This window comes from uncultured Mobiluncus sp., assembly GCF_963511525.1.
Taxonomy (GTDB): domain Bacteria; phylum Actinomycetota; class Actinomycetes; order Actinomycetales; family Actinomycetaceae; genus Mobiluncus.
In genome coordinates, this window is record NZ_CAUPIY010000008.1 from 42,595 (window position 1) to 66,478 (window position 23,884).

The following is a 23,884-nucleotide window of genomic DNA, read 5'->3' on the forward strand; positions in this document are numbered from 1 at the left end:
TTCCCCGTGAAGGGGACGCTCTTTCTCACTTAAGTGAAAGTTTAGGATTTTTTCACAACCCCATTTGACACCTACCGGGGTCAAGGACAGCATTTTTTTATCTTAGTGTAAACTTTTGCATTTTTTTACACAATATTGTCTTGAAAACGCAGACAACCTAGCGCCAGAATAAAAGTAATAAACCTTTTCACTCAATGGCGAGCCTACAACCCCCGTAAGTTCACAACCTGAGTGCCCAACAAGTTAGGAACCGCAAAATGACCGAAACTGCTGAACAGCGCATTGCCCGTGTTGGCGCCGAAATCGACAAAGACTGGAAGACCAACCCTCGCTGGAAGGGTGTCGTTCGCGAATACACTGGTGAACAGGTCGCTCGCCTCCAGGGCTCTATCACCCAGGAACACACTCTGGCCCGGCTGGGTGCTGAAAAACTCTGGAAGGCTCTGCACGAGAACGACTACGTGCACGCTTTGGGTGCCATCACCGGTAACCAGGCCGTAGAAATGGCGAAGGCCGGTTTGAAGGCTATCTACCTGTCCGGCTGGCAGGTCGCGGGCGACGGCAACTCTGCCTCTGAAACCTACCCCGACCAGTCCCTTTACCCCTACGATTCGGTACCGAAGATGGTCAAGCGGATCAACAACGCCCTAGTGCGCGCCGATCAGGTGGATTACTCCGAAGGCAAGTCCGATGTGGACTACTTCCTGCCTATCGTGGCTGACGCGGAAGCCGGTTTCGGCGGCCCGCTGAACGCTTACGAACTGGCCAAGCACCTGATCGAGGCCGGTGCCTCCGGGATGCACTACGAGGATCAGCTGTCCTCGGCAAAGAAGTGCGGTCACTTGGGCGGCAAGGTGTTGATTCCGACCCAGCAGCACATCCAAAACTTGAAGGCGGCTCGTTTGGCGGCTGACGTGGAAGGCGTGCCGACCTTGCTGGTGGCTCGTACCGACTCCTTGGGCGCGAACCTCATCACCTCCGATGTGGACGAAACCGACAAGCCGTTCCTGACCGGCGAGCGCTCCCCCGAAGGCCACTACTACACCACCCCGGGTGCTGAGGTCGTTATCGCTCGTTTGCTGGCTTTCGCCCCCTACGCGGACTTGCTGTGGGTCGAAACCAACACCCCGGATCCCGAGTTGGCTCGCAAAGTCGCCGAAGCGGTCAAGGGCAAGTACCCGGACAAGATGCTGGCCTACAACTGCTCGCCGTCCTTCAACTGGAAAGCCAACCTGTCCGACGATCAAATCGCTTCCTTCCAGAAGGACTTGGGCGCGATGGGTTACGCCTTCCAGTTCATCACTCTGGCGGGCTTCCACCAGATCAACTACGGCATGTTCGACCTGGCCTACGGCTACGCTCGCGAAGGCATGAGCGCCTACGTGAAGTTGCAGCAAGCCGAGTTCGACTCCGAGTCCCGCGGCTACACCGCCACCAAGCACCAGCGCGAGGTTGGTGCGGGCTACTTTGACTTGGTGTCCACCACCGTGAACCCCGAATCCTCCACCTTGGCGTTGAAGGGTTCCACCGAAGAAGCTCAGTTCTAATATCGTTGCGAATTCAACCCCCAAACCGGGCGGCGTCCTCGATTGCGAGACCGTCGACGCCGCCCGGTCACCCATCTATTGAGAAAAAAGAAAAGAGACACACATGGAACTCCGTCCTGTGAAAGTGGTTCATCCGGTCGTCGACGGCAAAGAAGTTGTAGTTGAGCGCGAGGACGAAATCCTCACCCCGGAAGCCTTGACTTTCCTGAAAAAACTGCACGTGAATTTTTCCGGGCGCCGCGCCGAGTTGCTGCGTGACCGCCACGACCGCCGTCAGCAGCTGGTCAATGGGCGGCTGCCGCGCTTCTTGGTGGAAACCAGGGACGTGCGCGAGGATGACTCGTGGAAAGTTGCCCCGCTGGGTCCCGGCCTGGAGGATCGCCGGGTCGAAATGACCGGCCCGACCGACCGCAAGATGACTATTAACGCCCTGAATTCCGGGGCTGCCGCGTGGATGGCAGACTTCGAGGATGCCAACACGCCCCACTGGGAAAACGTCATCGGCGGCCAGGTCAACCTGCGTGACGCGATTGCGGGAACTATCACGTTTGATTCCCCGCAAGGCAAGCACTACGAGCTAAAGGATCACGACATCACCAAGCTGCCGACCCTGCTGGTGCGTCCGCGCGGCTGGCACCTGGTGGAAAAGCACATCATGGCTGGTAACGAGCCGATGGTGGGCGCCTTGGTGGACTTCGGTCTGTACTTTTTCCACAACGCCAAGACGTTGATTGAAAAGGGCCGCGGACCGTACTTTTACCTGCCGAAGATGGAGTCTCACCGTGAGGCGCGTCTGTGGGCTGACGTGTTTTCTTACGCCGAAGAGTACGTGGGGATTCCTCACGGCACGATTCGCGCCACCTGCTTGATTGAGACCATCATGGCCGCTTTCGAGATGGAAGAATTCCTCTATGAGCTGCGCGATTACAGCGCCGGGCTGAACGCTGGGCGTTGGGATTACATTTTCTCGATCATTAAGAAGTTCCGCGATTCCGGCTCCAAGTACATCCTGCCGGATCGTGCTTTGGTCGGCATGACTGCCCCGATGATGCGCGCCTACACCGAGTTGCTGGTGAAAACGTGTCACAAGCGCGGGGCGTCGGCTATTGGCGGGATGTCCGCCTTTATCCCTTCGCGTGACGCGAGCGAAAACGCTGAGATTGAGCGGAAAGTCCGGGCGGACAAGTCCCGCGAGGCCGCCGATGGTTTCGACGGTTCGTGGTGCGCTCACCCCGGCATGGTGCCCTACATTCGCGATGAGTTCGACAAGGTTTTGGGCACGAACCCGAACCAAATCTCGAAGCAGCGTCCCGAGGTGAACGTTACGGCAGAGGATCTGTTGAACGTGTCTGCTACCGAGGGTGCAGTGAGCGAAGCGGGTGTGCGCACCAACATTTCGGTTTCCTTGCGCTACCTGGAATCTTGGCTGGGCGGCAACGGCGCGGTCGGCATCTTCGGCCTGATGGAAGACGCCGCGACCGCCGAGATTTCCCGCGCCCAGATTTGGCAGTGGATTCACAACCGCGTCAAGCTCGACGACGGCCGCGAGGTTACTCGCGAACTGTGCCAGTCCCTCATGGATGAGGAATCCGCGAAGTTCAAGGCTGAAATCGGGGATGACCCGCAGCGTCAAGCCAACCTGACCCGCGCGGTCCAGATTTTTGGCGACATCTCGCTGCAAGACGAGTTCCCGACCTTCCTGACCGTTCCTGTTTACGCCAACTACGTGGCCTAACGCCGCGGATTGCGCGAAAACCGCAAAGAGCCGGTTTTGTACCGTTTGGTACAGAACCGGCTCTTTGCTATTTCGCACTAAACCCAGGATTAGCGCAGGGCGCTATAGATTTCGCCACGCACTTTCTCGGTGACCGCGGCTTTCCCTCCGACCACGTCAACCTTGCGGACGCTGGCCCGATTCCGGGTCAGGAACTGGGTAGTGGGTTGGGTTAGGGTGTCCGTCCTGGTCAGCACCAGAGGCGAACCGGTCCGGGCGGTTAGGGATGCCGCCAGGGTCGCATCGGGGAAGTCCTTGCCGGTCGCAACGGCAATTCGACCCGGATTCGGCGGGAAGTAAGCCGAGGCAACCTTTTCTGCGGTTTCGTAACGGTCGACACCGACTTGCTTCTCATCGAGATGCACCGACCGCTCGGCAGCCGCTACTGCCGGCCCACCCACTGCAACGACCTTTGCCGCCTTGGCGGAGTTCATCCAGCCTTGGCTGGTTCCATCCACCGTCCGGCGCGGAGTGAGCAACACTACGCCGACATTCTTGATGGCTGCCGACGAAGCACTCAAAGCGTCCGGGTAGTCAACGCCGGTCGCCAGGTACACGTCGGATTTATCCCGGCCACGTGCCGCCAACAGGTGATCAGCGACGGCTCCCGCGGTACGGTAGCGGTCCTGGCCACCCAGGCGCTGTACCTGGAATCCGGCATTTTGCAGCTGAGATGCCGCCCCGGCGCTGATGGCACCGGGATTACCGACCAGGATAACTTTCGTAAATCCGTGGGTCCGCAGAGCATCCACAACCCGATGCGGGACTTGTTTAGTCGGAGTCATCAGGATAGGCGCGTTGTAGTTAGCTGCCAAAGGACCGGCGACCAAAGCGTCAGGATAGTCATCGTCACGCACCAAGACCGCCGTATCTGACCACGGCAAGCTCACCTTGCCCGCGTAATCAGCGTAAGCCACCACCAGGTTGTTTGCTTCGGTCGGGGTCGAGGACTTAGCGCTAAAGAAGTCCAGCACTGCCAGAGACGTGTCGATTCGGTCATTTCCTCCGTGACGCACCACCAAGGTGTCGAGGTCACGTACCGGATACGTGATGCCGGTAGACGGGCTGATGGGTGCCACACCGGGACGCGGTTCCGGAGTCGTGGTGGGAATGGGTGTGGGTTTAGTCGGCTCTGGCACAGGCTTTTCCTTCACCGTAAAGGTCACGTTACGGTAGAACGGGGTAATCACGCCCGGCAAAGTAATGCGAATCACGGCCGTATAGGTGCCAGGACGTGCCGTGTCCTTGAGCGTTACCACACCCGAGTTCGGGTCGAAGGTGAATAGGCCCTCGTTGCCAGGTGGCACGGTGCTAAACAGTGTCAGTTCCGGTTTATCGCTGCCGGTGTAGACCGGTGAGGAGGAGGTACTGGTGCCTTCCGTCACCTCCGGGACTTTGATGTCCTTGGTGTCGGGGGCGGCGTGCAGGGGAATGTTGACCGTCTTGGTTACCTGGTAGAGGCAATCAGTCGGTCCCGGTTGACCCGGGTCCGGGTTGGTGGTTATCTCGCAATGGGTCTTATCCCACACCGTGATGGTGACCGGAATGTTTCCGCCCGAGGCTTTCTCGAGGTCGGCATCGGTGGGAATCCACTTGAGTTTCACCTGGTTACCAGTAGTAACCAGGCTCATATCCCCGACCTTTGCCGGTTTATTATCTGGAGCCCAGAGCTGGAACCAATAGCTCCCTGAACCGCCCACAGCCATGACCGGCTTGGAGGTATCGACGTACTGCAGTCCCACGACCGCCGGGTTCATCGGTTCCACGGTCAACGCCAGGTCATAGGGCGGGATGTGAATGGTGTGGGAAATAATCTGGGTTTGGCCGTTGGGCAGGGTGAGCTGGTAGGACAACTGATGATCCCCGGCAGCCGAGGGCTTCGGAGTGCCTGAAACCTTCACCGAGCAGCTGCGCGGGTCGCTGTTATCGCAGTTCAACCCCGTGACCGTGAGGCCGTCGATACTGGTGTCAGTAAAGCTAGCGCCATTGGAGGTGAACTCGCAACTAGCCACCGTACAGGCAGTGCCGTCCGAGTTCAGTTTCGTAACCAGGGGTTTGGTGGGGTTGTTTACCAGGTCGGCTGGAATCGTCACTTTAATCAGCGGTTTCGGTGTAGCACTGTCAGCCAGTTTTTCACCAATCTTGGCATCAGTAGTGCCGCTGTTTCCACTCTCGATAGTTACACGGCGCTGGTCGGTGACGTTCACACTGACCACAGCGGGTTTCGGGGCGTTGACCCCGTTCAGACCTACGTACCACACACAGAACTTGTGGGGTTCGCCCGCCGCGCTAACCGGAACCGGCTGGTTACCAGTCAGGGAAATCACCCCGTCTGTGCTCATTGTCAACCAGCTGGGCATGGAATCCGTGACTGAGCAGCTGGTGACATCACTAAGACCGTTGGGTTTAGAGTCGTGGAATCCAGCCAAACCAGCGGCGGTTTGTTGATTACTAGGCCATTTAGCCTTGGCTCCGGGGCTGGTGTCAACCTCCGGGTTTTGCGGGTCTTGCTTGGCCAGCTGGGCGGAACCGAGCGTACTCGCGCCCACGGTGGTGTTGAGGGTGAGGTCATAGACCTGCGGGGGACGCTGGTCAACAATGTTCACCGTGATAGCGGCCTTCTTGGTGCGCGAGGTCGTGTCGGAGTCCGCGACCACGAAATTCCCTTCCGCATTGCCACCCGGAATGGGAGTACCGTGGACTTTTCCTTCGGAGTCCAGCACCAGTCCGGTGGTACCGATGGGATAGCACACAATCGGCTTGCTAGTCGTGCTTTCTACACCAGCGGGGCAAGGTACGGGGGAAACCCGGTTTCCGTCCTTGTCCTCTACGTAATAGGTGTAAGGCGGTACACCTCCCGTGATGTCCAGCTTCATATCGGGGAAATCTTTGCCGTCAGCAGTGGTATCTACCTGAATTTTTTGCGTGCCATCCGGTTGGGTTTCCACTTTGACATCGGCGCCATTGGCGGAGGTACCTTTGAAAATCATGTCGGTTTCAATCAGCAACGGCACAGTCTTTTCCACGCTCTGACCCGCGCCACCGGTCAAAGTAACTTTGACAGTGGCGTTGCCGTCATAAGTTTGGGTCGGGGCACCAGAAATCGTGACCTTGCCCCCGGTACAGGTGACCGCAAGTCCGTCTATCCGCGGAATAAGTTCACACTCCGCAGTAGTACCAGCAGGACCGTCATAGGCACCGACCTCTTTACTTACGCTACAAGTCCCATTGTTAGGCTTCTCCGTGGTGGAGCCGTAACAAATACCCTTCTTACCTTTTGGCAACTCATTATTCTTTATGGTCAGGGTCAGTTTCTGCTCCACCGTGATAGAGAAAGTCTTTTTGATCAGCTGGCCGGAGCCGTCAATGACCAAAACCTGAGCTGAATGGGTGCCGGGGGTGGCACCCGGCGGGATAGACCCGGAGAGCTTCCCATTAGAGAGCATAAACAGACCCTGATGGTCAGCCGGCACCGGTTTATCCCAGGTATTAGCTGGAATAGTCCCGCCCAAGCCGGGAATGGGGAAACACTTCGGGCGAGTATCCGACTTGGTAGTGCCTTGCGCAGCGCAATACACCGGTTCAATGCCCTTGTATTCGCCTCCGCCGAGGAACTTGGCTTTCGCGTCCGCGTCAACAGCGTTATTAATCACGGTATTAGCATCGGCCAGCGAAGTGCTGAGGCTGCCATCCCCGCCCTTGGCTTCGGCATAGTACGCCGGATAGGGCGCGCCTGGCACCCCGACCGTATCCAACGTCACCGGGTCGCCCTGACTGTTGAACGGCGGGCCAGCCCATTCCAGCTTTTGCACCACCGGAATGTTCACGGTGGCACTACGCACCATCCCGTGTCCGTCGGTGACTTTCAGTTCGACCGCCAGGGACGTGGTCCCCTCCGGGATAGCCCCAGTGTCTGCGGAGCTGAGCGTCAAGGTTTGTGCCTTCTTGGTCTGGTCTCCCTTCGGCATGGCCGCATCACCAGAGTCTGCGGCCGTGAGGGTTAGCTTGTCAACGCCCACATTTTCACTGTTACCGTCACGCTTGTACGCCGTGACCTTCACAATCGTGTAGTTGGCGTCGCCTAGGGCGTAGGTGCCGTCCCAGGCACTAGCGTTGTTGATTAGGGCCGTTCCTGCTTGTGTCGTTGACGTAATGGTTCCGTGGTAGTCGACTGTGCCGACTGTGGAATCGTAGCTACCGTTGGTGGCGCGAATCATGCCGGTAGGAGCGCTGGTGTTTACCTGGAGCGGGGAGGCAAACACGCGCAGCGGTATCGACTTGTTGGCGGTGAGGCCGGTCGAGTCGCCGTTGGGTTTCTTGGTGTTTGCCGTAATCGTGAGGGTAAAGTCCTTTACCCCACTGAACTCTTGGGTGGCGTAGTCCACAATGGTGCAGTCCGCTGGGTTGCTGCACGTGTAAGACCCGTCTGTATTCAGAGTGGCGTTTCCGCCGCTAGACACAACTTTGAATTGTTTGGGCAAGCCAGCAATCTTTACTGACTTTAGCGGTGCCGCCGTGGAGTCCTTGCTGGGGTCGACCAGCCATGTCATCACCGGAATGCCCTTAACGCTGGGATTAGTGCTGTCCAATGTGACGTTGGTGAAGTCCAGGCCTTGCCAGGCGTAGCGTTCCCGTTCATTCGTATTGAACTTCGGCTGACGGCTATCGTTGACCGAAATTGTCAGGGTACTATTCACCGACTTGCCGTTATGATCCTTGACGGTAACCTGGCAGGTGACTTTTGTACCTTCACTGAAGGCATTTTTGGGAACGTGGATTTTGCCCTCTGACACACTCAGGTTGTTACAGCCGCTCAAGCTCACCGTGTCAATCTTTCCAGACCCGCCGGTCACCCCAATACTGATGTCTGCCGCTTGCCCGACCTCGACAGTGGCACTGGTCACCGTAATAGTAGGCTCGCGCGTATCAGTCACGGAAAAGGTTACGTTTGAGGTGGTGTTGGTTGGCTCACCATCAGCATTATCCTGGAGCATAATCGGGTAGTCACCCAGGTTAAAGGTGCCGTTGGTGCCAGCTGTCGGGGGCTGTCCGGGTTTGAGGGTGCCCACGAGTTTCCCGTCCGGGGTCAAGGCCAGGCCGGTATCGTCCAGCGGATAGTTCCCCTGCGAATCAGGGGTAACGCCCTGGATAGAGTACTTCCCGGTCGCAATAGTTTCATTGCTAGCGTTCTTGATTTCTGGGACGGGCAACACCTGGTTGCTGGGGTTATCGGTCTTAACCGTGCCGTGATTGTCCAGCACCGGCACCGTGGCACTCGGCGTCACATTGAAATTGTTTGCCGGGTTGGAAAATGCCGAAGCCACCGTAATCTGGAATTGCTGGGTAATCGGATTGCTGCCCGGCGCACTGGAAGCCACCGTCACAGTAACAGTCCGATTGCTAACGAGCTCCGTCGGCGTACCGGAAATCAGCCCAGTCTCGGGATTAATGGATAACCCCGCGGGCAAACCAGATGCCGAATAGGTAATGTCAGCCTTCTGGCATTTCTTGTCAGCATCCAGCCCATAACAGGTATCACCGCTACCCGTTGTCGGAGTAAAGGAATCAATAGCACTGCCAGCATAGAAGCTATGACTACTCGGATCTGGCTCAGACGCGCTGAACTTGTCATTCACCGGGATTTTCACTTCGACCTGTTTTTGCTCTTGCGGAGAGGAGCTATCCGTCAGGGAAAATGCGCCCGTAGCCACATTCCCAGCCCCCGTTGTGGGCACACCCGAGAGGCACACATCGTTATTACTGACATTCAGCGTCATGCCAGTGGGCAAGCCTGAAGTACCGCTAATGCCATAGGGCGTAGTTCCGCCGGAAACCCCCAAGCAGTAGGGACCATAGCTGCTATCCCCTACGGTGGCAGTGGGCATGATGGTCTTGGCAACCGACAATCCCGCCCCAATATGCAGGGGGCGGGTGAGAGTCCGCTCCACCCCGTCATCATCCGTAACCTTTATGGTCAGGATGTTCTCACTAGTATCAGTCGGTACTGTACCGGTCAGTACAATATCTGTGCCATTAGCGGCAAGTTTATAGCCAAGGTTCCCCGGCAAACCGGTCACGTTTACGGTGTAAGGCCCGGTTCCGCCGCTCACGGTCGCGATAGTGGCTGGGTTGGCGCCTAAATCTCGGGTGCTGGTCAGATCTCCGGCATTAGCTTCCGTCACCGCCAAGTCAGACGCCGCCACGACCAAGTTTTTCACGATGGTGGTGGTTTTGTCGTTTTCAGCGGTGGCGGTAATGGTGATGGGGTAGGTTCCAGATTCCCCGGAAGCAATCTTATTGGGCGAAAGCGTGCCGGTGGCGGGGTCGAAGGTTACCCCTTCGGGCAGCCCCTCAACGGTCCACGAGGTAATCTTTGGCCCGTATCCGGTCGCATCCTTTGGCAAATCTGTCCAGCCCTGAACGCTCTTGCCTTCCGTCCCGGTCAAGTCCGTGCTGGAACTGTTCGTCAGGCTGCTCAAGTTCGGGACCCGGTTGTCCACGACTGTGTACGTAATGGTGGCAGGCTCGCTGACGTTGCCGTTCATGTCCGTCACCGTCACGCTAAACGTACCGCCGCCCGCGCTGGTGACGTGGCCAGGGCCGGGCTTTCCTGTAACGGTCAGTACATTATTGGTCAGCGTGAGACTCATCCAGCTAGGTTTGCCAGAATCTGAGACGCTCTCATATTGCCCGGAACCATCGCTAACCGGTATGACCTGGTTCACATTTTCTCCGACCTCGGCGTTTATCCTGGTCGCACTCACCACTGGCTTACGGGTGTCCGCGATAGAAAACACCAGGTTAGATTTCTTGGTTTGCGCCGGGGAATCCGAATCGGTAACGCTCACCACCACGGCGGCGCTGGCACCGGGCTTCGGAATACCCACGAGCTGACCGGTGGACTTGTTTAGGAACAATCCCGTGTCCCCCAGGGCACAGTTGCCGGACACATCGGTATTGTCGCAGGGTACAGTCAGATAAGTATACGGACTGACTCCGCCCGTAACCAAAGACGGGAGCGTCAATGTGTTGCCGGTAACAGCGGGTTTGTCCAGGTTAATCCCAATAGTGGGCAGATTATTGTCAACGTTGCGCGAAACCTTATCCCAGGTCGTTTGGTCGATATTGCCAGGTTTTGCACCATTACCAGTTTGAGCGATGGATACCCCACTGGGAATTACTACCGGTGTTCCGTTGGCATCCTGTGGCTTATCGGTGAATTTCAGGTCGGTGGCTACCGGGATAAATGCTTCTACGGTGACGGTTCGTCCCGCCGCCCCGGTCACGTAAATGTTCAGGGAGGACCCGGGCACCATCGTTTTGGGCCAGGTTCCGGTCAAACAGATGTCTCCACCCGCATTGGAATCCGGGGAACCATCGCACCAATCAGCTTTTAGTTGTTGGGCGGGATTGGTAACCCCGGCGTTATAGGCGTCCAGCCCTTCCACCCGCGGCTTGGAATAAGGCCAAGCGCCGCCGCTCACGGTGGCAATCGTAAGTTTTCCGTTCGTCCCGACCGGCTGTTTCTTAACGCCCCGACACGGGTAATCGGCTCCGGTCTGCGGCTTTCCGCACGGAGTAATGAGTTTCAACAGCGGGTTAATGACCAGCGTATTCTCTGCACCTGCGGGCAGGCCAGCTTTATGCTGGGCACTGTCGGTGACCTGCAGCCCTGTGAGGTCAATAGTGCCCGCCACCTTTGGAGTTCCGGTGACACGCCCGTCACGTTCCAGGCACAGCCCCGAATCCTCGCCGTCTTTGGTACGTAAGACCCATCCGGTACAGCTATACGGAGTGGTAGATTCGGTGTGAGCAGAACCCGAAGGGAAACTGAACCCGTAGCTACCACTACCTCCCGAAGCGGTGAACCGGAAAGTTGAGCCGTCTTCCTGCTGATATACCGCCCCAACGGCGGCGCTGGGCAAAGTGTAGCTCTCAAACTCCAGCGGCGGATAAATCTCCGGGGTAAACACCCGGTCAATGCTGACCGCGGCAGTACCCGTTCCGGCGCTCACCCGCAGGGTATAGGTTTTGCCGTTGGTTAGCACGCCAGAGTTGCAAGTGAGTTTGGGTTTGGAACCGCTGGTATCCACGCTACAGCCGTTGATTGGCTTATCGTCCGAGCCGATAACCTGGTACGTCTTGGGGAGGCTATCGGCGCCGGTGGCGGGGTTAAAGGTCCACTTATAAGCCTGTCCGGTGGTGCCGCCCGGCGCTACGCCCGGCTCAAACACCAGGGTGGAGGGCGAGACGGTAATTTTCACATTAAACTCAGCCGACCATACGCCGTTCACGCCCAACGCTTTCAAGGGAACCTGGTATTCCCCGACGTCACCCTTAACCGGGGTGCCGGTGAGCGTCCCGTCCGGGTTCAGGGTGACCCCGGTCAGTCCGGGCAGCTTTTGTGCCGCAGTGGGGCAGGGAGAAGTGGCCGCCGGAACAAAGTCCGAGGTCGCATAGCATTTAATGGCAGGTGAAACCGCAGCGTTAACCGCCCCGGTCACGGTCGTCGGGGCAGGGCTGGAGGAAACCGGAATGCCCTGTTCCAGGTCGATTGCGACATTGTTATTTGTCTGAGGGACACGCTGGTCCACCACGTGCACCCGCAAAGTTACAGTGCCTTCCATTCCGTTGGCACCGGTGACTTTCAGGGTGACGGAGCCACTATTGCCCGCCACAGCCTGATTGGTGGCTTTCAGAGTGTACTTGCCCGTGCCAGAGTCAACCGTGAGGGTTACACCATCTAATTTCACCTGACTGGTGATTGTATAGTTTGTGGGCGTGCCCGAGGGGTCGTTTACCGGCAAAAACCCGGTGACGGTTTCCCCTACATTCGCCGTGAGGGAAGCATCCTCGGCCACACTCGGACGCCGGTCATCGACCCGTTTCAGGTTCAAGCCGACGTTTAGAGAACATCCCTGCGAGCATGAAACCGTATCAGAATCGGTCACTACCACCCGCAGCTCAGGGAAGCCGGCGGTGCCCATAGTTGCCCCCACCAGTTTGCCGTTGCTATCCAACAACAGGCCGGAAGCGCTACCATCCGCATTGGGAACCTGGTAGCGGCCCCCGGAAGTGGTGGCATTCTGCCATGAACCATTACCGTCCTGGTATTGCAGTTTGTAGCTGTAAGGTGAGACCCCGTCGGAAATGCCAGCCGCAGAACTCACGTCAAGCAGCGGCTTGCTGGAAGTGTAGGTCGTTCCACCCTGAGCAGTCGCGGACAGGGTATCTTTTGCCGCCTTCAGGTCAGTGTTGATGCGCAACTGGAAAGTGACGGAAGTCGAGGAGCGTTCCGCCACGGTGCCGTCCTTACCCCGCAGGTAAACCGTGACGTTCACCCCGTTTGGCGTGGTGGTTTCCAAAGGCTTGCCAGTGATTACACCATTGGCGTCCATGGTCAAACCGGCCGGCAAACCGGCAGCGCTGAAAGTGTAATCCGCGAAGTTCCCGGTGCCGCCCGACAGATAGGACTTTACGTCCTTAGTCCCGTAATCGGTACCTTTCGTACCATCGGGCAGGTTCGTGCTGGTGCTAGCTCCGGGGTCGGTGTCAGCCACGATTTGGGGCAGCAAAGTCATCTTTAGCCAGCCCTCAGACCCGTTCAGGGTGGTCAGGGCTTTCACTTGGGGCAAGGTGTATTTGGCGCCGTTCAAGGTGCGGCCATTTGTGTCGGTGTATTTCACCTGTAGGTAATAGGTCGTAGCCTTGGACACGTTCGGGGTGCCGGAACAGAGAATAAATTGCCCGCCGCCGGTAGCCGTGGAGGTGGCCGTGGAGGTTTGGGCTGAACATTTCACCCCGCCAATGTTGTCTGCCTGCACCTCGCGATTGTCGCCGTCATACACCCCCAGAATTTCGGCCTTATCGTAAGTGTTCCGGGACAAATTTGTACCGTTGACAGATAGTTGGTTAGCCGTGGGGTGTCCGCCGGAAACCCAAATCACAATCGGGGTTCCGTTCGCGTTCTTGTAGTCAGTGCCACTGGAGCCGGTGGGCAGCTGGGCGCGCTGCAAAATCAAGGGCGAGCCGGGGTGAATCTCATACTTCATGGCGGGGGTGACCTCACCGTCCTCGTCGGTGGCTCTCACCCAGAAAACGGCGGATTTATCCGCTTGGGTGGTGCCGGTGACTTGGCCGGTCGTCGTGTTGAACTTCAAGCCGCTATCGCCTAGGCTCACCATCCCGTTCGTGTCGGGCACGAGCGCAGTACCGCCGCTCCCCGGATCAGCAGTAAACACCTGATAGGTAAAGTGCCGGCCTTGCCAATCCGGGAAGGGCGAAACCAAACCGTAGTAGGACACCCCGACGGCGGGGAACTTTTCCAGCGGGGAGTATTTGCTCATCTGAGAATCCGGGGTTCCCGGTTCTATCTGCGGTTTTAGACGCGGCTCGACAGTCCAAGGCAGATATTGCACTGACGTGTGCGAGTTGCCATCTTTGTCGGTGAAAGTGAATTTGACCCACAGGGAGTGGGTCCCAGATTTTTTCGGTGTGCCGCTAAGCGTGCAGCCGTTACTGCCCGTAGAAGTATCCCGCGTTAGGTTATAGGGTAGGGCATCGGCGGTGGCGGTGGTGTCAATGTGCTTGTCGGAAACGACCTCACACTTGGTGAGCTTGACCCTTGCGCTTTCATCTGGAGCCTTCTTGGTGATTGTGAAGGTTCCCGGTGTGTTCGCCGCTCCCTTGTTGATTTCAAGCTGAATCGGCTTGTATAGGAAACTTTGCGAAGCCAGCACCTGCAGCTCACGGCGGCCGGTCATACTGATTTTTTCAGGGAGGACATCGACCCAGTATTCCTTAAACGTGTCACCAGTCAGTGGCTCGGGAAATATAATCGACCCACTCTCACTCGTGACACTAAACTTCACGGACTGCACCGCTGTCCCGGAGCCACTATCGCTCAGATTTCCATTGTACAGGTGTGCCACCAGCGGGGTGTTCAGTGGCAACCGCTCGTAGTCTACTGTGACTTTATCCCCATAGAACGATTGGGTGCCCGCGTCCGGCGAATTGGTGCCGTGGGGACGGAGCTCCATCTGGAGAGGGCGCAGCAGTACCCGGACATTATCTTCCCAAAGACCGCTGGTCCAACCCTGGCTAGTTCCGCCTGTTCCGAGATTCGTTCCCCATTCATCAACCCCTTTAGGGAATGGACTCCAGTAGGCCATAAGCTCGGGCAATGGCTTGAGATTTACATTGCCTTGCTCGCAGGTACCTGTAAACACCTGGAACTTCATGGATCTGACATTGATGGGATTCAGAAAGTTTATTTGCCAGTTTGGGGTTTTACCGTTATCGTTCGATGGGTCCAAGTTTGTAGTGGTGGTGCAACGGGCTTCGATATTATTTCCACTCTTCATGGCCGCGACCACTACGTAACCTTCGGCGGGGGCATTCGCGGGGTTATCCTCAAGGTTTGCCTTTCCGACATAGTCGCCGGGACCTCGACGGTTCGGAGTCTGGTTTTCCCAGCGGACATAGCCTTTCAAAACCCTTTTTCCGGTTCCTGCTTGAGGTAAAGAGGGCTCAATCGTTACCCCGTCGAGCCCCAGGTCGGCTTGGGAGTTCGCGACTTTAATGAGCCCGATATTCATCTGTGACACTTGGGTGGAGGTTGCGCCGGCATAAAGGAAACCCCACTGCATCATCTGGCTGGCAGTATAGTTGTAATCTTTCGGGGTGGAATAGCCTTGGATGACTCCGCCGGTGCGCTCCGAGAAAGTCAGGCGGTAGTGCGGAACCTGTTTGGGATCAATCCACACCTGGAGACGCTGGGCGTGGCCTTCGCCGGGGCGGAATTGTCCCAGTTCCCCGTTGTAGTCAACGAAGTCACGCATTTTGATGGCATAGTTCGAGGGCCTGTTAGTTTTCGAAAGAGATGTTGTAGCTGTGGTGGTGGTTTTAAAGACAGGCGACCACGCCCCGTTATTGGCCTGGTAGCGGGCAAACACATCGATACCTGAAACAACGGTCTCGCCCCGGTCATCATTCGCACCGGCTCGTTCCCCCGAGAGATAGGTAACGACTTTCCCGGTCACCACCCAGTTATCTTGCGAGGTAGCCCCGGATTCAATCGGTTTGCGTCCCTCCATAATCCAAGTCGGCAGGTCAATCGCACCGGGGAACGCGGAACGCTGCTCAGCCAGAGCCGGGGTAGGCAGAACCAGCCCCAACAGGGTCAAAGCCAACGCGGTGCCCGCGACAGTCAAACGACGCAAGACGCCCATTGTTCTCGCCCCCACTTTCTTTAAAGTTTAACTACTTTCCATACTACACGACTTGTATCGGCACTTTTGGGCGTAATTTTAGGAAAAAGTGGAATCATTTTGGGACTGAAACAGGATCTATTCGAAATCCACGACCACCGGAGCGTGGTCGGAGGGCTGTTCCCCGTCACGTTCCGCAGTATCGATGAATGAGCCGGTCACGCGAGAAACCAAGCGCGGAGTAGCCAAGGCAAAGTCGATTTTCATGCCTTGGTTACGCCGCCAACGGGCGCGCTGGTAGTCCCAGTAGGTCCAGCCAGGAGCGAATTTTCGGGTAATTTCGGTCAGATTTCCGGGCAAACCCGCGATGAGGTCATCGTGGAGGGTGACCGCGTCACCGACCGTGTCGGGGTCTAGGAGCTTGGCAAACACTTGCCGCTCCGGTTCGGAAACATGGGTCGCTCCGGCGAAGTCCGCCATGTCCCACACGTCCTCGTCACGAGGAGCCACGTTGAAGTCCCCCAGGTAAAGCCCCAAACTCTCCGGATCTGTGTCCAGAGTGCGAATCACGTGGGAACGCAGGGAATCGAGCCATTTCAACTTGTATTGGTAGTGAGGGTGGCCGACTTCGCGCCCATTGGGAACATAGAGCGACCAGCACTCCACCCCGGCCACGCGCACCCCCAACACTCGTGGTTCCAGCTGGGGCGGTTTGGGCGGGACAGAAAAGTACGGCTGGGCGATGGCACCGTAAAACTCGGTACCCAGCAGGTGAGCGCTAATCCCCTGACGCACCGCTACCGCGACCCCGTTCCACTGATTCAAACCGTTGACAAACACCTGGTAGCCGGCGGTTTCAAAAGCGGCAGTAGGGAACTGATCGTTACGGCACTTGATTTCCTGCATCGCCAAAACATCGATGTTTTCGCGTGCCAGGAACGCCGTCACTCGATTCAGGCGAGTGCGAATCGAGTTCACGTTCCAAGTCGCTATACGCACGTAACCTCCCTCAAATGGACCCTCCCAGTCTATCGAATTCCCTGCTGGACGGGACAAAGACACCTAAAATTGGTCTATGGACACGAAATTTGCCAATCCTCGCGACCTGGCACGCGAACTCGGATTTCCCACAGACTTTGCTTTCGGCACATCCACGGCTTCGTATCAGATTGAAGGAGCCGTCAACGCCGACGGACGCCAAGAGAGCATCTGGGATACTTTCGTCCACACCCCCGGCAAAGTCATTGACAACACCACCGGCGACACCGCTTGTGACCACTACCACCTGTTCAACCGCGATGTCGAACTGATGCGGCAAGCCGGCCTGAAACACTACCGCCTCTCCCTGGCTTGGCCGCGTATCCTGACCGCTGCAGGCACACCGAACCAGGCCGGAATCGATTTCTATAACCGCGTCTTAGATGCCCTAGCTGAGGCAGACATCGAAGTCATGGCGACGCTGTATCACTGGGATTTGCCCCAAGCCATGCAGGACAAAGGAGGCTGGCTCAATCCTGAAACCACCGCCATGTTCCTGCGCTACGCCAAGGTCGCCTACGAAGCATTCCATGACCGAGTGAGGCACTGGATTCCCATCAACGAGCCGAACGTCCACACCCTGCTCGGCCACGCTATCGGTATCCACGCCCCCGGTCTGACGCTTGGCTACCAGGCGCTTGGTGTGGGACACGCCTTGAACTTGGCCCACGGTGAAACGGTGCGACTGCTGCGCGGTTTGGGTGCCTCGTCGGTCGGTTGCGCCCCCAACCACACCCCGGTCTATCCAGCCGACACCGAAAACCCGATGGACGTACAGATGGCCGGTCTCTATGACGCAATTTACAACGACTTCTTTGCTTCGGCCATGTTGAAAGGGACTTACCCCCAGGCAGTTCTGGACCTCATCGCCCAGGAAGTCAACCCCGAGACGGCTGCAGCCATGAGCGAGCAGGTCAAAGGCGCCTGCGAGCCCCTGGAATTTTATGGAATCAACTACTACGAACCGGCCGTAGTGGTCTCACGACTGCCCGGCGACGACACGCCGCCAACAGCCGCGCCACCTGCCGCACCCCCCTTGCACGCAGACAACGCCGGCCTATACACGATGCCGGACGGTATCCCCTTCACGATTGAATCCCTAAAGATGGAGGACCGCACCAGCTTCGACTGGGCGATATACCCTGAGGGACTGACCGAAATCCTGGTACAACTGCGAGAACGCTACGGGTCGGCCTTGCCCCCAATCATTGTGACCGAGGGCGGTGCGGCGTTTACGGAAACCGTCACCACCGACGACTCCGGTCAAGCGCGGGTTCATGACCCGCGGCGTATCGACTACTTGGCCCGACACTTCCAAGCTGTGGCGGCGGCTCGCCAAGCCGGGGTAAACGTAGCCGGATACTATGTTTGGTCTCTGCTGGACAACTTTGAATGGGCCGACGGTGAAACCCAACGGTTCGGGCTGATCTACACGGACTTTGCCACCGCCGATAAGACCCGGATTCCCAAAGATTCCTATTACTGGTATCGAGACTTGATTGCGCAGGTATGCCAGCAATGAACGCCATGTCCGCCCCCGCCAACTCCGCGCGCTCGGGACGCTTTCACGCCCAAGTTCCCGCCGACGCCCCCCTGGAAAGACCTCGGCTAAGGTGGCGCGTCAGCGTTTCCGCAGCGAACCTAGCCGTCTACACCGCCTGGTTCGGACCTATCCAGGTACTGCTGGGGTTGCAAGCGGCTGCTGTCGCCCCGGACTATAAGGAATATGTACTTTCGCTGGTCACCGGTGTCGGAGCTTTCGTCTCTGCCCTGGGTAACCCGATCTTTGGGGCGCTCTCTGACCGCACGACTTCCCGCTTCGGACGCCGTTTGCCCTGGGTATTTTGGGGGACAATCCTGGGGGCGCTGGCCTTGACTTGGCTGGCATTTTCCCATTCGGTGTGGGCCATGGTGGTCGCTTGGGCGCTGGTGCAAGCCTGCCTAAACGCGATGTACGCAGCCATTACGGCTACCGTGAATGACCAGGTGAAAGTGGAATATCGCGGTCAAATGGGCGGTTGGCTGGGAATGGGGCAAACCCTCGGGGTGGTCGCGGGAACGGGAATGGCCTCCGCTTTCGGCAGCCTGACCTTCGGGTACCTAGCCTGCATCGCCCTCCTGGTCGCCCTGGTGATTCCCTACCTGTTCACCGCCCACGACCGTTACCTCGTCGAGAAACCCGCGCCCTTCAATCTTTGGGCCTTCCTGAAACGGTTTTGGATATCCCCCCGGCGTTACCCCGACTTTGCCTGGACCTGGGCCAGTCGTTTCCTCATCAACCTGGCTAACTCCCTCTGTACGCTTTACCTGCTGTTTTACCTAATGGATGCGGTGGGCTACGCACATCCCGACTTCGGAGTTTTTGTGCTCTCCGGGCTGTACGCGCTGATGACCGTGGCGACGACTCTCGCCGGTGGCACTATCTCTGACCGGATGGGGCGTCGCAAGCCCTTGGTGGTGCTCTCTGGCCTGACCATGGCGCTATCGGGTCTCAGTCTGGCGTTTTTCCAGACCTGGGAAGGCGCGCTCCTCGGGGCGTTTTTACTCGGGATAGGCTACGGTATCTATGTTTCCGTAGACTTTGCGCTGGTCACACAGGTGCTGCCACCAACCAATGACGCGGCGCGCGACCTCGGAGTCATCAACATTGCAGCCGCTTTGCCCCAGGCCCTGGCTCCCCTGCTGGCCGCGCCGCTGGTGAAAGCGTTTCCGGATTACGCCAGCGGTTATAGGGCGCTATATATCTTCGCGGCCCTCGTTGTGTTGGTTGGGGCCGCACTGGTGTATAAGGTCAAGAGCGTGCGCTAAACAGTTCACACCCTGGCGATGATGTCGGCAATCGAGTCCACAATCTCGTTGGGCCGATAAGAGAAATTGGTGATTTCCTCACGATCCGTGGAACCGGTCAACACCAGGAACGTATGCAGACCGGACTCTACCCCGGCCAACATATCCGTATCCATCCGGTCGCCAATCATGGCGGTTTCCTCGGAGTGGGCGCCAATCTTGTTCAATCCCGTGCGGAACATGACCGGGTTGGGTTTGCCGATAAAGTACGGATTCTTGCCGGTGGCGGCCGTAATCATGGCAGCGATAGCGCCGGTGGCAGGAATGGGGCCGTCCTTGGTGGGGCCGGTCATGTCCGGATTCGTGGCGATAAACTTGGCGCCCTTATTGATGAGCTGCACCGCCGTAGCAATCTGGTCGAAAGAATACGAGCGCGTCTCGCCCAGCACCACATATTCCGGATTCGTGGAAGTCATGACGTAGCCCGCCTGGTACAAGGCGGTGGTCAGACCGGCTTCGCCCACCACGTAGGCGCTGGATTTCGGGGACTGGGTCTTTAGGAAAGACGCGGTAGCCAGCGCGGAAGTCCAGATGCGTTCCTCGGGGACTTCCAGGCCGGAGGCCTCCAACCGCGCGGACAGGTCGCGAGGCGTAAAGATGGAGTTGTTGGTCAAAACCAGGTATTCCCGGTCCTTGTCCCGCAGGGCTTGCAGGAACTCTGCCGCCCCTGGAATGGCCTTGGTTTCGTGCACCAGCACGCCGTCCATGTCGGTCAGCCAGTACTTGATGGGTTTCTTAACCGGATTGATTTCCTTTTCCCGGTCCTCTTTCGTGCCGAAAGTCGCGTCCATCATCGCTTCGAGTTTGTCAGCTGTTTGGCTTTTCAATGTGTTCCCCTCAATTTTCTTCGGTCCCCAGATTCTGGGGAGGCGACAGAACCCAAACGCCGGAACACACCGGCAATGACTACCGGACGCGCCGGCTTTGGCAACTCAAACGTTCACTTATAAGGTTATGCAATAGAAGAATTTATTGCAATGATTGGGTGATTTTTGTGGCGAAATGGGCGCTGATTACGGGGGCTTCCAGCGGTTTAGGTGAGGAGTTTGCCTGGCAGTTGGCTGCCGAACCGCTCAACGTCGTGTTGGTCGCTAGGCGTCAAGACCGTTTGGAGGCCTTAGCGCAGCGGATTCACACCACTTTAGGTGTTGAAACGGAAGTCTTGGTCGCAGATTTGTCCACCAAGGCCGGTCAGTACGCGGTCATTCGCCGCCTGCGCGACGACTCCCGCCCGGTCGCGGTGCTGGTCAACAACGCCGGTTTCGGTTTGGGGCAAACTTTTGTGGGCGGAAAGTGGGACCGCGAGGACGCAGCCCTAGAGGTGATGGTGCGGGCCTTGTGCCGGCTGACGTTTGAGGGGGCCCAAGCGATGGGGTCGCGTACCCATCGCCGCGCACCTGGCAAAGTGGAACGGTTGTTACAAAAGTTGACCGGCCAGCCCGCGCTGGGGAAAGCCTCGGGCGGCGGGGTCATTATCAATGTTTCCTCCGCCACCGCCTACACCGCTATGGGCACCTACGCAGCGATGAAAACCTGGGTGCGGTTCTTTAGCGAATCGGTTTCCACCGAGCTGCGCGGCACCGGCGTATCCATCACCGCCGTGGCGCCGGGACTGATGAAAACCGAGTTCCACCAATCAGCCCAGATGAACGCCTCGGTCTGGCCCAAATACGGCTTTGTCAGCCCCGAAACAGTCGTCAAGGCCGCCATCGAAGCGGCTCGCCGCCGCCGCGTCCTAGTCACCCCGACCGTTCGGTACAAAATCGCGATGGCGGGCGCATGCCTGGCTCCCCGCTGGCTCATGCGCGCCCTGTTCGACTCCCGCCTGTTCTCCCGGGCACTCACGACTAACCTCGCACCCAAACGAAACGCAAACTAAAAAACCGGAGGGGAACCCGGGCGGGCTCCCCTCCGTAAGACAGATGCGGGTTACTTCATCTTTTTGCCAACAGACCCCAGACGTTCGCAAGCCTCGACGACACGCGCGGCCATACCGGCTTCTGCCGCCTTGCCCCAAGCACGCGGGTCGTACTGCTTCTTAATGCCAACTTCGCCGTCAACCTTCAGCACGCCCTCGTAGTTCTTCATCATGAAGTCCACGACCGGACGAGTGAACGCGTACTGGGTGTCGGTGTCAACGTTCATCTTGATGACGCCGTTGGCTACCGCGGTGGCGATTTCTTCGGCTGAGGAGCCAGAGCCGCCGTGCATCACCAGGTCGAACGGGCGGTTGCCGGCGTTGAAGTGCGCACCGACTTCCTCCTGAATGGTGCCCAAGAGTTCGGGACGTAGCTTGACGTGACCCGGCTTGTACACGCCGTGGACGTTGCCGAAAGTCAAAGCAGTCAGGTACTGGCCGTTTTCGCCCAAGCCCAGCGCCTCGACAGTCTTAATGCCGTCCTCGGTGGTGGTGTAGAGCTTTTCGTTGATTTCCCCAACAACGCCGTCTTCCTCACCGCCGACGACGCCGATTTCCACCTCGAGGATGGTCTTGGCCGCGGCCGCCTTGGGCAACAGGCGCTTGGCAACTTCGAGGTTCTTTGCCAGAGGAATGGAAGAACCGTCAAACATATGGGATTGATAGAACGGTAAACGGCCGGCCTTCACTTCCTCGATTTCCAGGTCGATGAGCGCTTCGGTCCAGGAGGCCAGCTTGTCCTCGGTGCAGTGGTCGGTGTGGATAGCCACGTTGACCGGGTAATTCTGAGCAACTTCACGAACGTAAGCCGCCATAGCCAGCGAACCCGCCACGCGATCCTTGATCGTTGAGCCAGACCAGTATTCCGCACCGCCCACGGACACCTGAATGATGCCGTCAGATTCGGCTTCGGCGAAACCACGCAGGGCTGCGGTCAGCGTCTGGGAGGAAGTCACGTTGATAGCCGGGTAGGCGAACTTGTTCTCCTTGGCGCGCTTGAGCATTTCCTTATAAACTTCGGGGGTTGCAAGAGCCACAATTATCTCCTTTTATATAGCGTCGGTTTGTCTGATGACGTGTCCCATTCTTTCACTTTTGGGCGCAGTTTTCGCGTCTTTCGCGGATTTCCCAGCCCGGTTTTGCCAAGCCACGGCGGGGCGGCAAAAGTAATCTGCCCCGGCACAAGGGGTGTCGGCAGCGCGGCGGGCGGGGCGGGTTGGCTCTAAGGGAGGTTACGCCAGTCCCAAGTCCGCCAGACCCAGCGCCGCAAAGTAGGGATAACCGGCGGCTTCGATTTTTTCTTTCGCCCCGGTAGCACGGTCGACCACCACCGCCACAGCGACGATTTCGGCGCCCGCGGCTTTCAGGGCTTGGGCAGCTTGCAGGGGGGAACCGCCGGTGGTCGAGGTGTCCTCCAGGACGACGACACGTTTACCCGCCACCTCCGGGCCTTCAACCTGGCGTTTCATCCCGTGGTCTTTCGCTTCTTTACGCACCACGAAAGCGTCGAGGCTCAAGCCTCGGGCCGCCGCGGCGTGCAGCATCGCCGTGGCGACCGGGTCGGCGCCCATTGTCAACCCGCCCACGGCGTCGATTTCGGAAACAGGGAACCCATTTTCTTCCAGCAAATCCAGCATGACGTGACCAATCAGCGGGGCAGCCTCGTGGTGCAGGGTAGCGCGGCGCATATCGACATAAAAGTCAGATTCTTTGCCCGATGCCAGGGTGACTTTCCCGTGGACCACGGAAAGTTGTTTAACAAGTTCAGCGAGTTTTGTTAGCTGCGGATCATTCTTTTTCACGCTTTAAGCATAAAGTGTAAAGCGTGGATGAAAGCAATAAATCGGTGGATAGTCCCGCAGATTCGGTGGATTTAGCGCCTGGAACGGTGGGGGTGGGGCCTTGGCCGGCTGATCAACCCGTGCCGGTCGGTCCCCAATACGACCCGGAGTTACTGCGGGACGGCGATGCTCGCAATGTGCCTGACCGTTACCGCTATTGGAGACTGGAGGCCATCAGCGAAGATTTGGACCGGTTGTTACAGTCTGGACCGGGGGAACCCGCGCTGGAAATCGCGATTGAGAACGTCGGTCACGATTTCAATACCGGTTCCATCATCCGCACCGCGAACGGTCTGGGAGTGCGCAACGTGCATATCGTGGGCAGGCGGCGTTTCAATCGGCGCGGAGCGATGGTTACTGACCGCTACCTGCACCTGCACTACCACCCGGAGGTACGGGACCTGGTGGCATACGCCGCCCAGCAGGAACTCACGATAGTGGGGATGGATAATTTTCCCGACGCTGAGCCGCTAGAAACCGCTATGCTACCCCCGCGAACCCTGATGGTTTTCGGCGAAGAGTCGCAGGGGCTGACCCCCGACATGCAAAACGTATTGGAACGATTAGTACAGATTACGCAGTATGGTTCCACTCGCTCGCTGAATGTGGGCCACGCGGCCGCCATCAGCATCTGGGCTTGGCGGCGCACCTATCCACCGCGGCCCGCCAGCCTCGCAAGCTCGTAACCCGCCAGGACACAACCCGAAAAG

11 protein-coding genes are annotated in these 23,884 nt (G+C 58.0%); 6 read left to right on the top strand and 5 right to left on the bottom strand.

Annotated elements, in window-relative coordinates:
* Nucleotides 1-257 precede the first annotated feature (257 nt).
* Together aceA and aceB are read left to right on the top strand one after the other, a co-directional pair.
* On the top strand, nt 258-1,547 hold the full coding sequence (gene aceA / locus RQ935_RS06970) for an isocitrate lyase (protein WP_311497747.1): 1,290 nt from the start codon (nt 258-260) through the stop codon (nt 1,545-1,547).
* Nucleotides 1,548-1,650: 103 nt separating this feature from the next.
* Nucleotides 1,651-3,282 carry a malate synthase A gene (gene aceB / locus RQ935_RS06975; protein ID WP_299295526.1) on the top strand — a complete coding sequence of 544 codons (1,632 nt, stop codon included), beginning with the start codon at nt 1,651-1,653 and terminating at the stop codon, nt 3,280-3,282.
* 89 nt (nt 3,283-3,371) lie between these two features.
* Here aceB and RQ935_RS06980 read toward each other — a convergent pair whose 3' ends face one another.
* Both RQ935_RS06980 and RQ935_RS06985 read right to left on the bottom strand, forming a co-directional pair.
* Entirely contained in the window at nt 3,372-15,542 is a 12,171-nt protein-coding gene (locus RQ935_RS06980) for a cell wall-binding repeat-containing protein (protein WP_311497748.1), read from the bottom strand.
* 126 nt (nt 15,543-15,668) lie between these two features.
* On the bottom strand, nt 15,669-16,529 hold the full coding sequence (locus RQ935_RS06985; RefSeq protein ID WP_311497749.1) for an exodeoxyribonuclease III: 861 nt from the start codon (nt 16,527-16,529) through the stop codon (nt 15,669-15,671).
* Between the two features lie 76 nt (nt 16,530-16,605).
* Between RQ935_RS06985 and RQ935_RS06990 the strand changes: the two genes are divergently transcribed.
* Together RQ935_RS06990 and RQ935_RS06995 are read left to right on the top strand one after the other, a co-directional pair.
* Nucleotides 16,606-18,090 carry a family 1 glycosylhydrolase gene (locus RQ935_RS06990; RefSeq protein WP_311497750.1) on the top strand — a complete coding sequence of 495 codons (1,485 nt, stop codon included), beginning with the start codon at nt 16,606-16,608 and terminating at the stop codon, nt 18,088-18,090.
* Entirely contained in the window at nt 18,078-19,376 is a 1,299-nt protein-coding gene (locus RQ935_RS06995; protein WP_311497751.1) for an MFS transporter, read from the top strand. Before RQ935_RS06990 ends, RQ935_RS06995 begins: the two co-directional genes overlap by 13 nt.
* A 5-nt stretch (nt 19,377-19,381) precedes the next feature.
* On the opposite strand, the gene RQ935_RS07000 is transcribed toward RQ935_RS06995, so the two are convergent.
* Nucleotides 19,382-20,206, bottom strand: coding sequence for an HAD-IIA family hydrolase (locus RQ935_RS07000; RefSeq protein ID WP_311497786.1), 825 nt, complete (start codon nt 20,204-20,206; stop codon nt 19,382-19,384).
* Between the two features lie 203 nt (nt 20,207-20,409).
* On the opposite strand from RQ935_RS07000, the gene RQ935_RS07005 reads away from it, so the two are divergent.
* Nucleotides 20,410-21,294 (top strand): SDR family NAD(P)-dependent oxidoreductase, encoded by an 885-nt coding sequence (locus tag RQ935_RS07005; protein ID WP_311497787.1) that lies wholly within the window; start codon nt 20,410-20,412, stop codon nt 21,292-21,294.
* 50 nt (nt 21,295-21,344) lie between these two features.
* Here the strand turns inward: RQ935_RS07005 and fbaA are convergent, their stop codons facing one another.
* The gene (gene fbaA, locus RQ935_RS07010) at nt 21,345-22,370 is read right to left on the bottom strand and encodes a class II fructose-bisphosphate aldolase (protein ID WP_296180849.1); all 1,026 of its coding nucleotides are present in this window, start codon (nt 22,368-22,370) and stop codon (nt 21,345-21,347) included.
* A 195-nt stretch (nt 22,371-22,565) separates the two neighbouring features.
* A complete protein-coding gene (gene pyrE, locus RQ935_RS07015) occupies nt 22,566-23,135 on the bottom strand; it encodes an orotate phosphoribosyltransferase (RefSeq protein ID WP_311497752.1) in 570 nt (189 codons plus the stop codon).
* Nucleotides 23,136-23,158: 23 nt separating this feature from the next.
* On the opposite strand from pyrE, the gene RQ935_RS07020 reads away from it, so the two are divergent.
* The gene (locus RQ935_RS07020) at nt 23,159-23,860 is read left to right on the top strand and encodes an RNA methyltransferase (RefSeq protein WP_311497753.1); all 702 of its coding nucleotides are present in this window, start codon (nt 23,159-23,161) and stop codon (nt 23,858-23,860) included.
* Nucleotides 23,861-23,884: the final 24 nt, after the last annotated feature.

What these genes read in the sequence shown, in the direction of transcription:
- aceA (WP_311497747.1), top strand. Translation starts at nt 258, where the DNA reads ATGACCGAAACTGCTGAACAGCGCATTGCCCGTGTTGGCGCCGAAATC.
- aceB (WP_299295526.1), top strand. Translation starts at nt 1,651, where the DNA reads ATGGAACTCCGTCCTGTGAAAGTGGTTCATCCGGTCGTCGACGGCAAA.
- RQ935_RS06990 (WP_311497750.1), top strand. Translation starts at nt 16,606, where the DNA reads ATGGACACGAAATTTGCCAATCCTCGCGACCTGGCACGCGAACTCGGA.
- RQ935_RS06995 (WP_311497751.1), top strand. Translation starts at nt 18,078, where the DNA reads ATGCCAGCAATGAACGCCATGTCCGCCCCCGCCAACTCCGCGCGCTCG.
- RQ935_RS07000 (WP_311497786.1), bottom strand. Translation starts at nt 20,206, where the DNA reads ATGGACGCGACTTTCGGCACGAAAGAGGACCGGGAAAAGGAAATCAAT.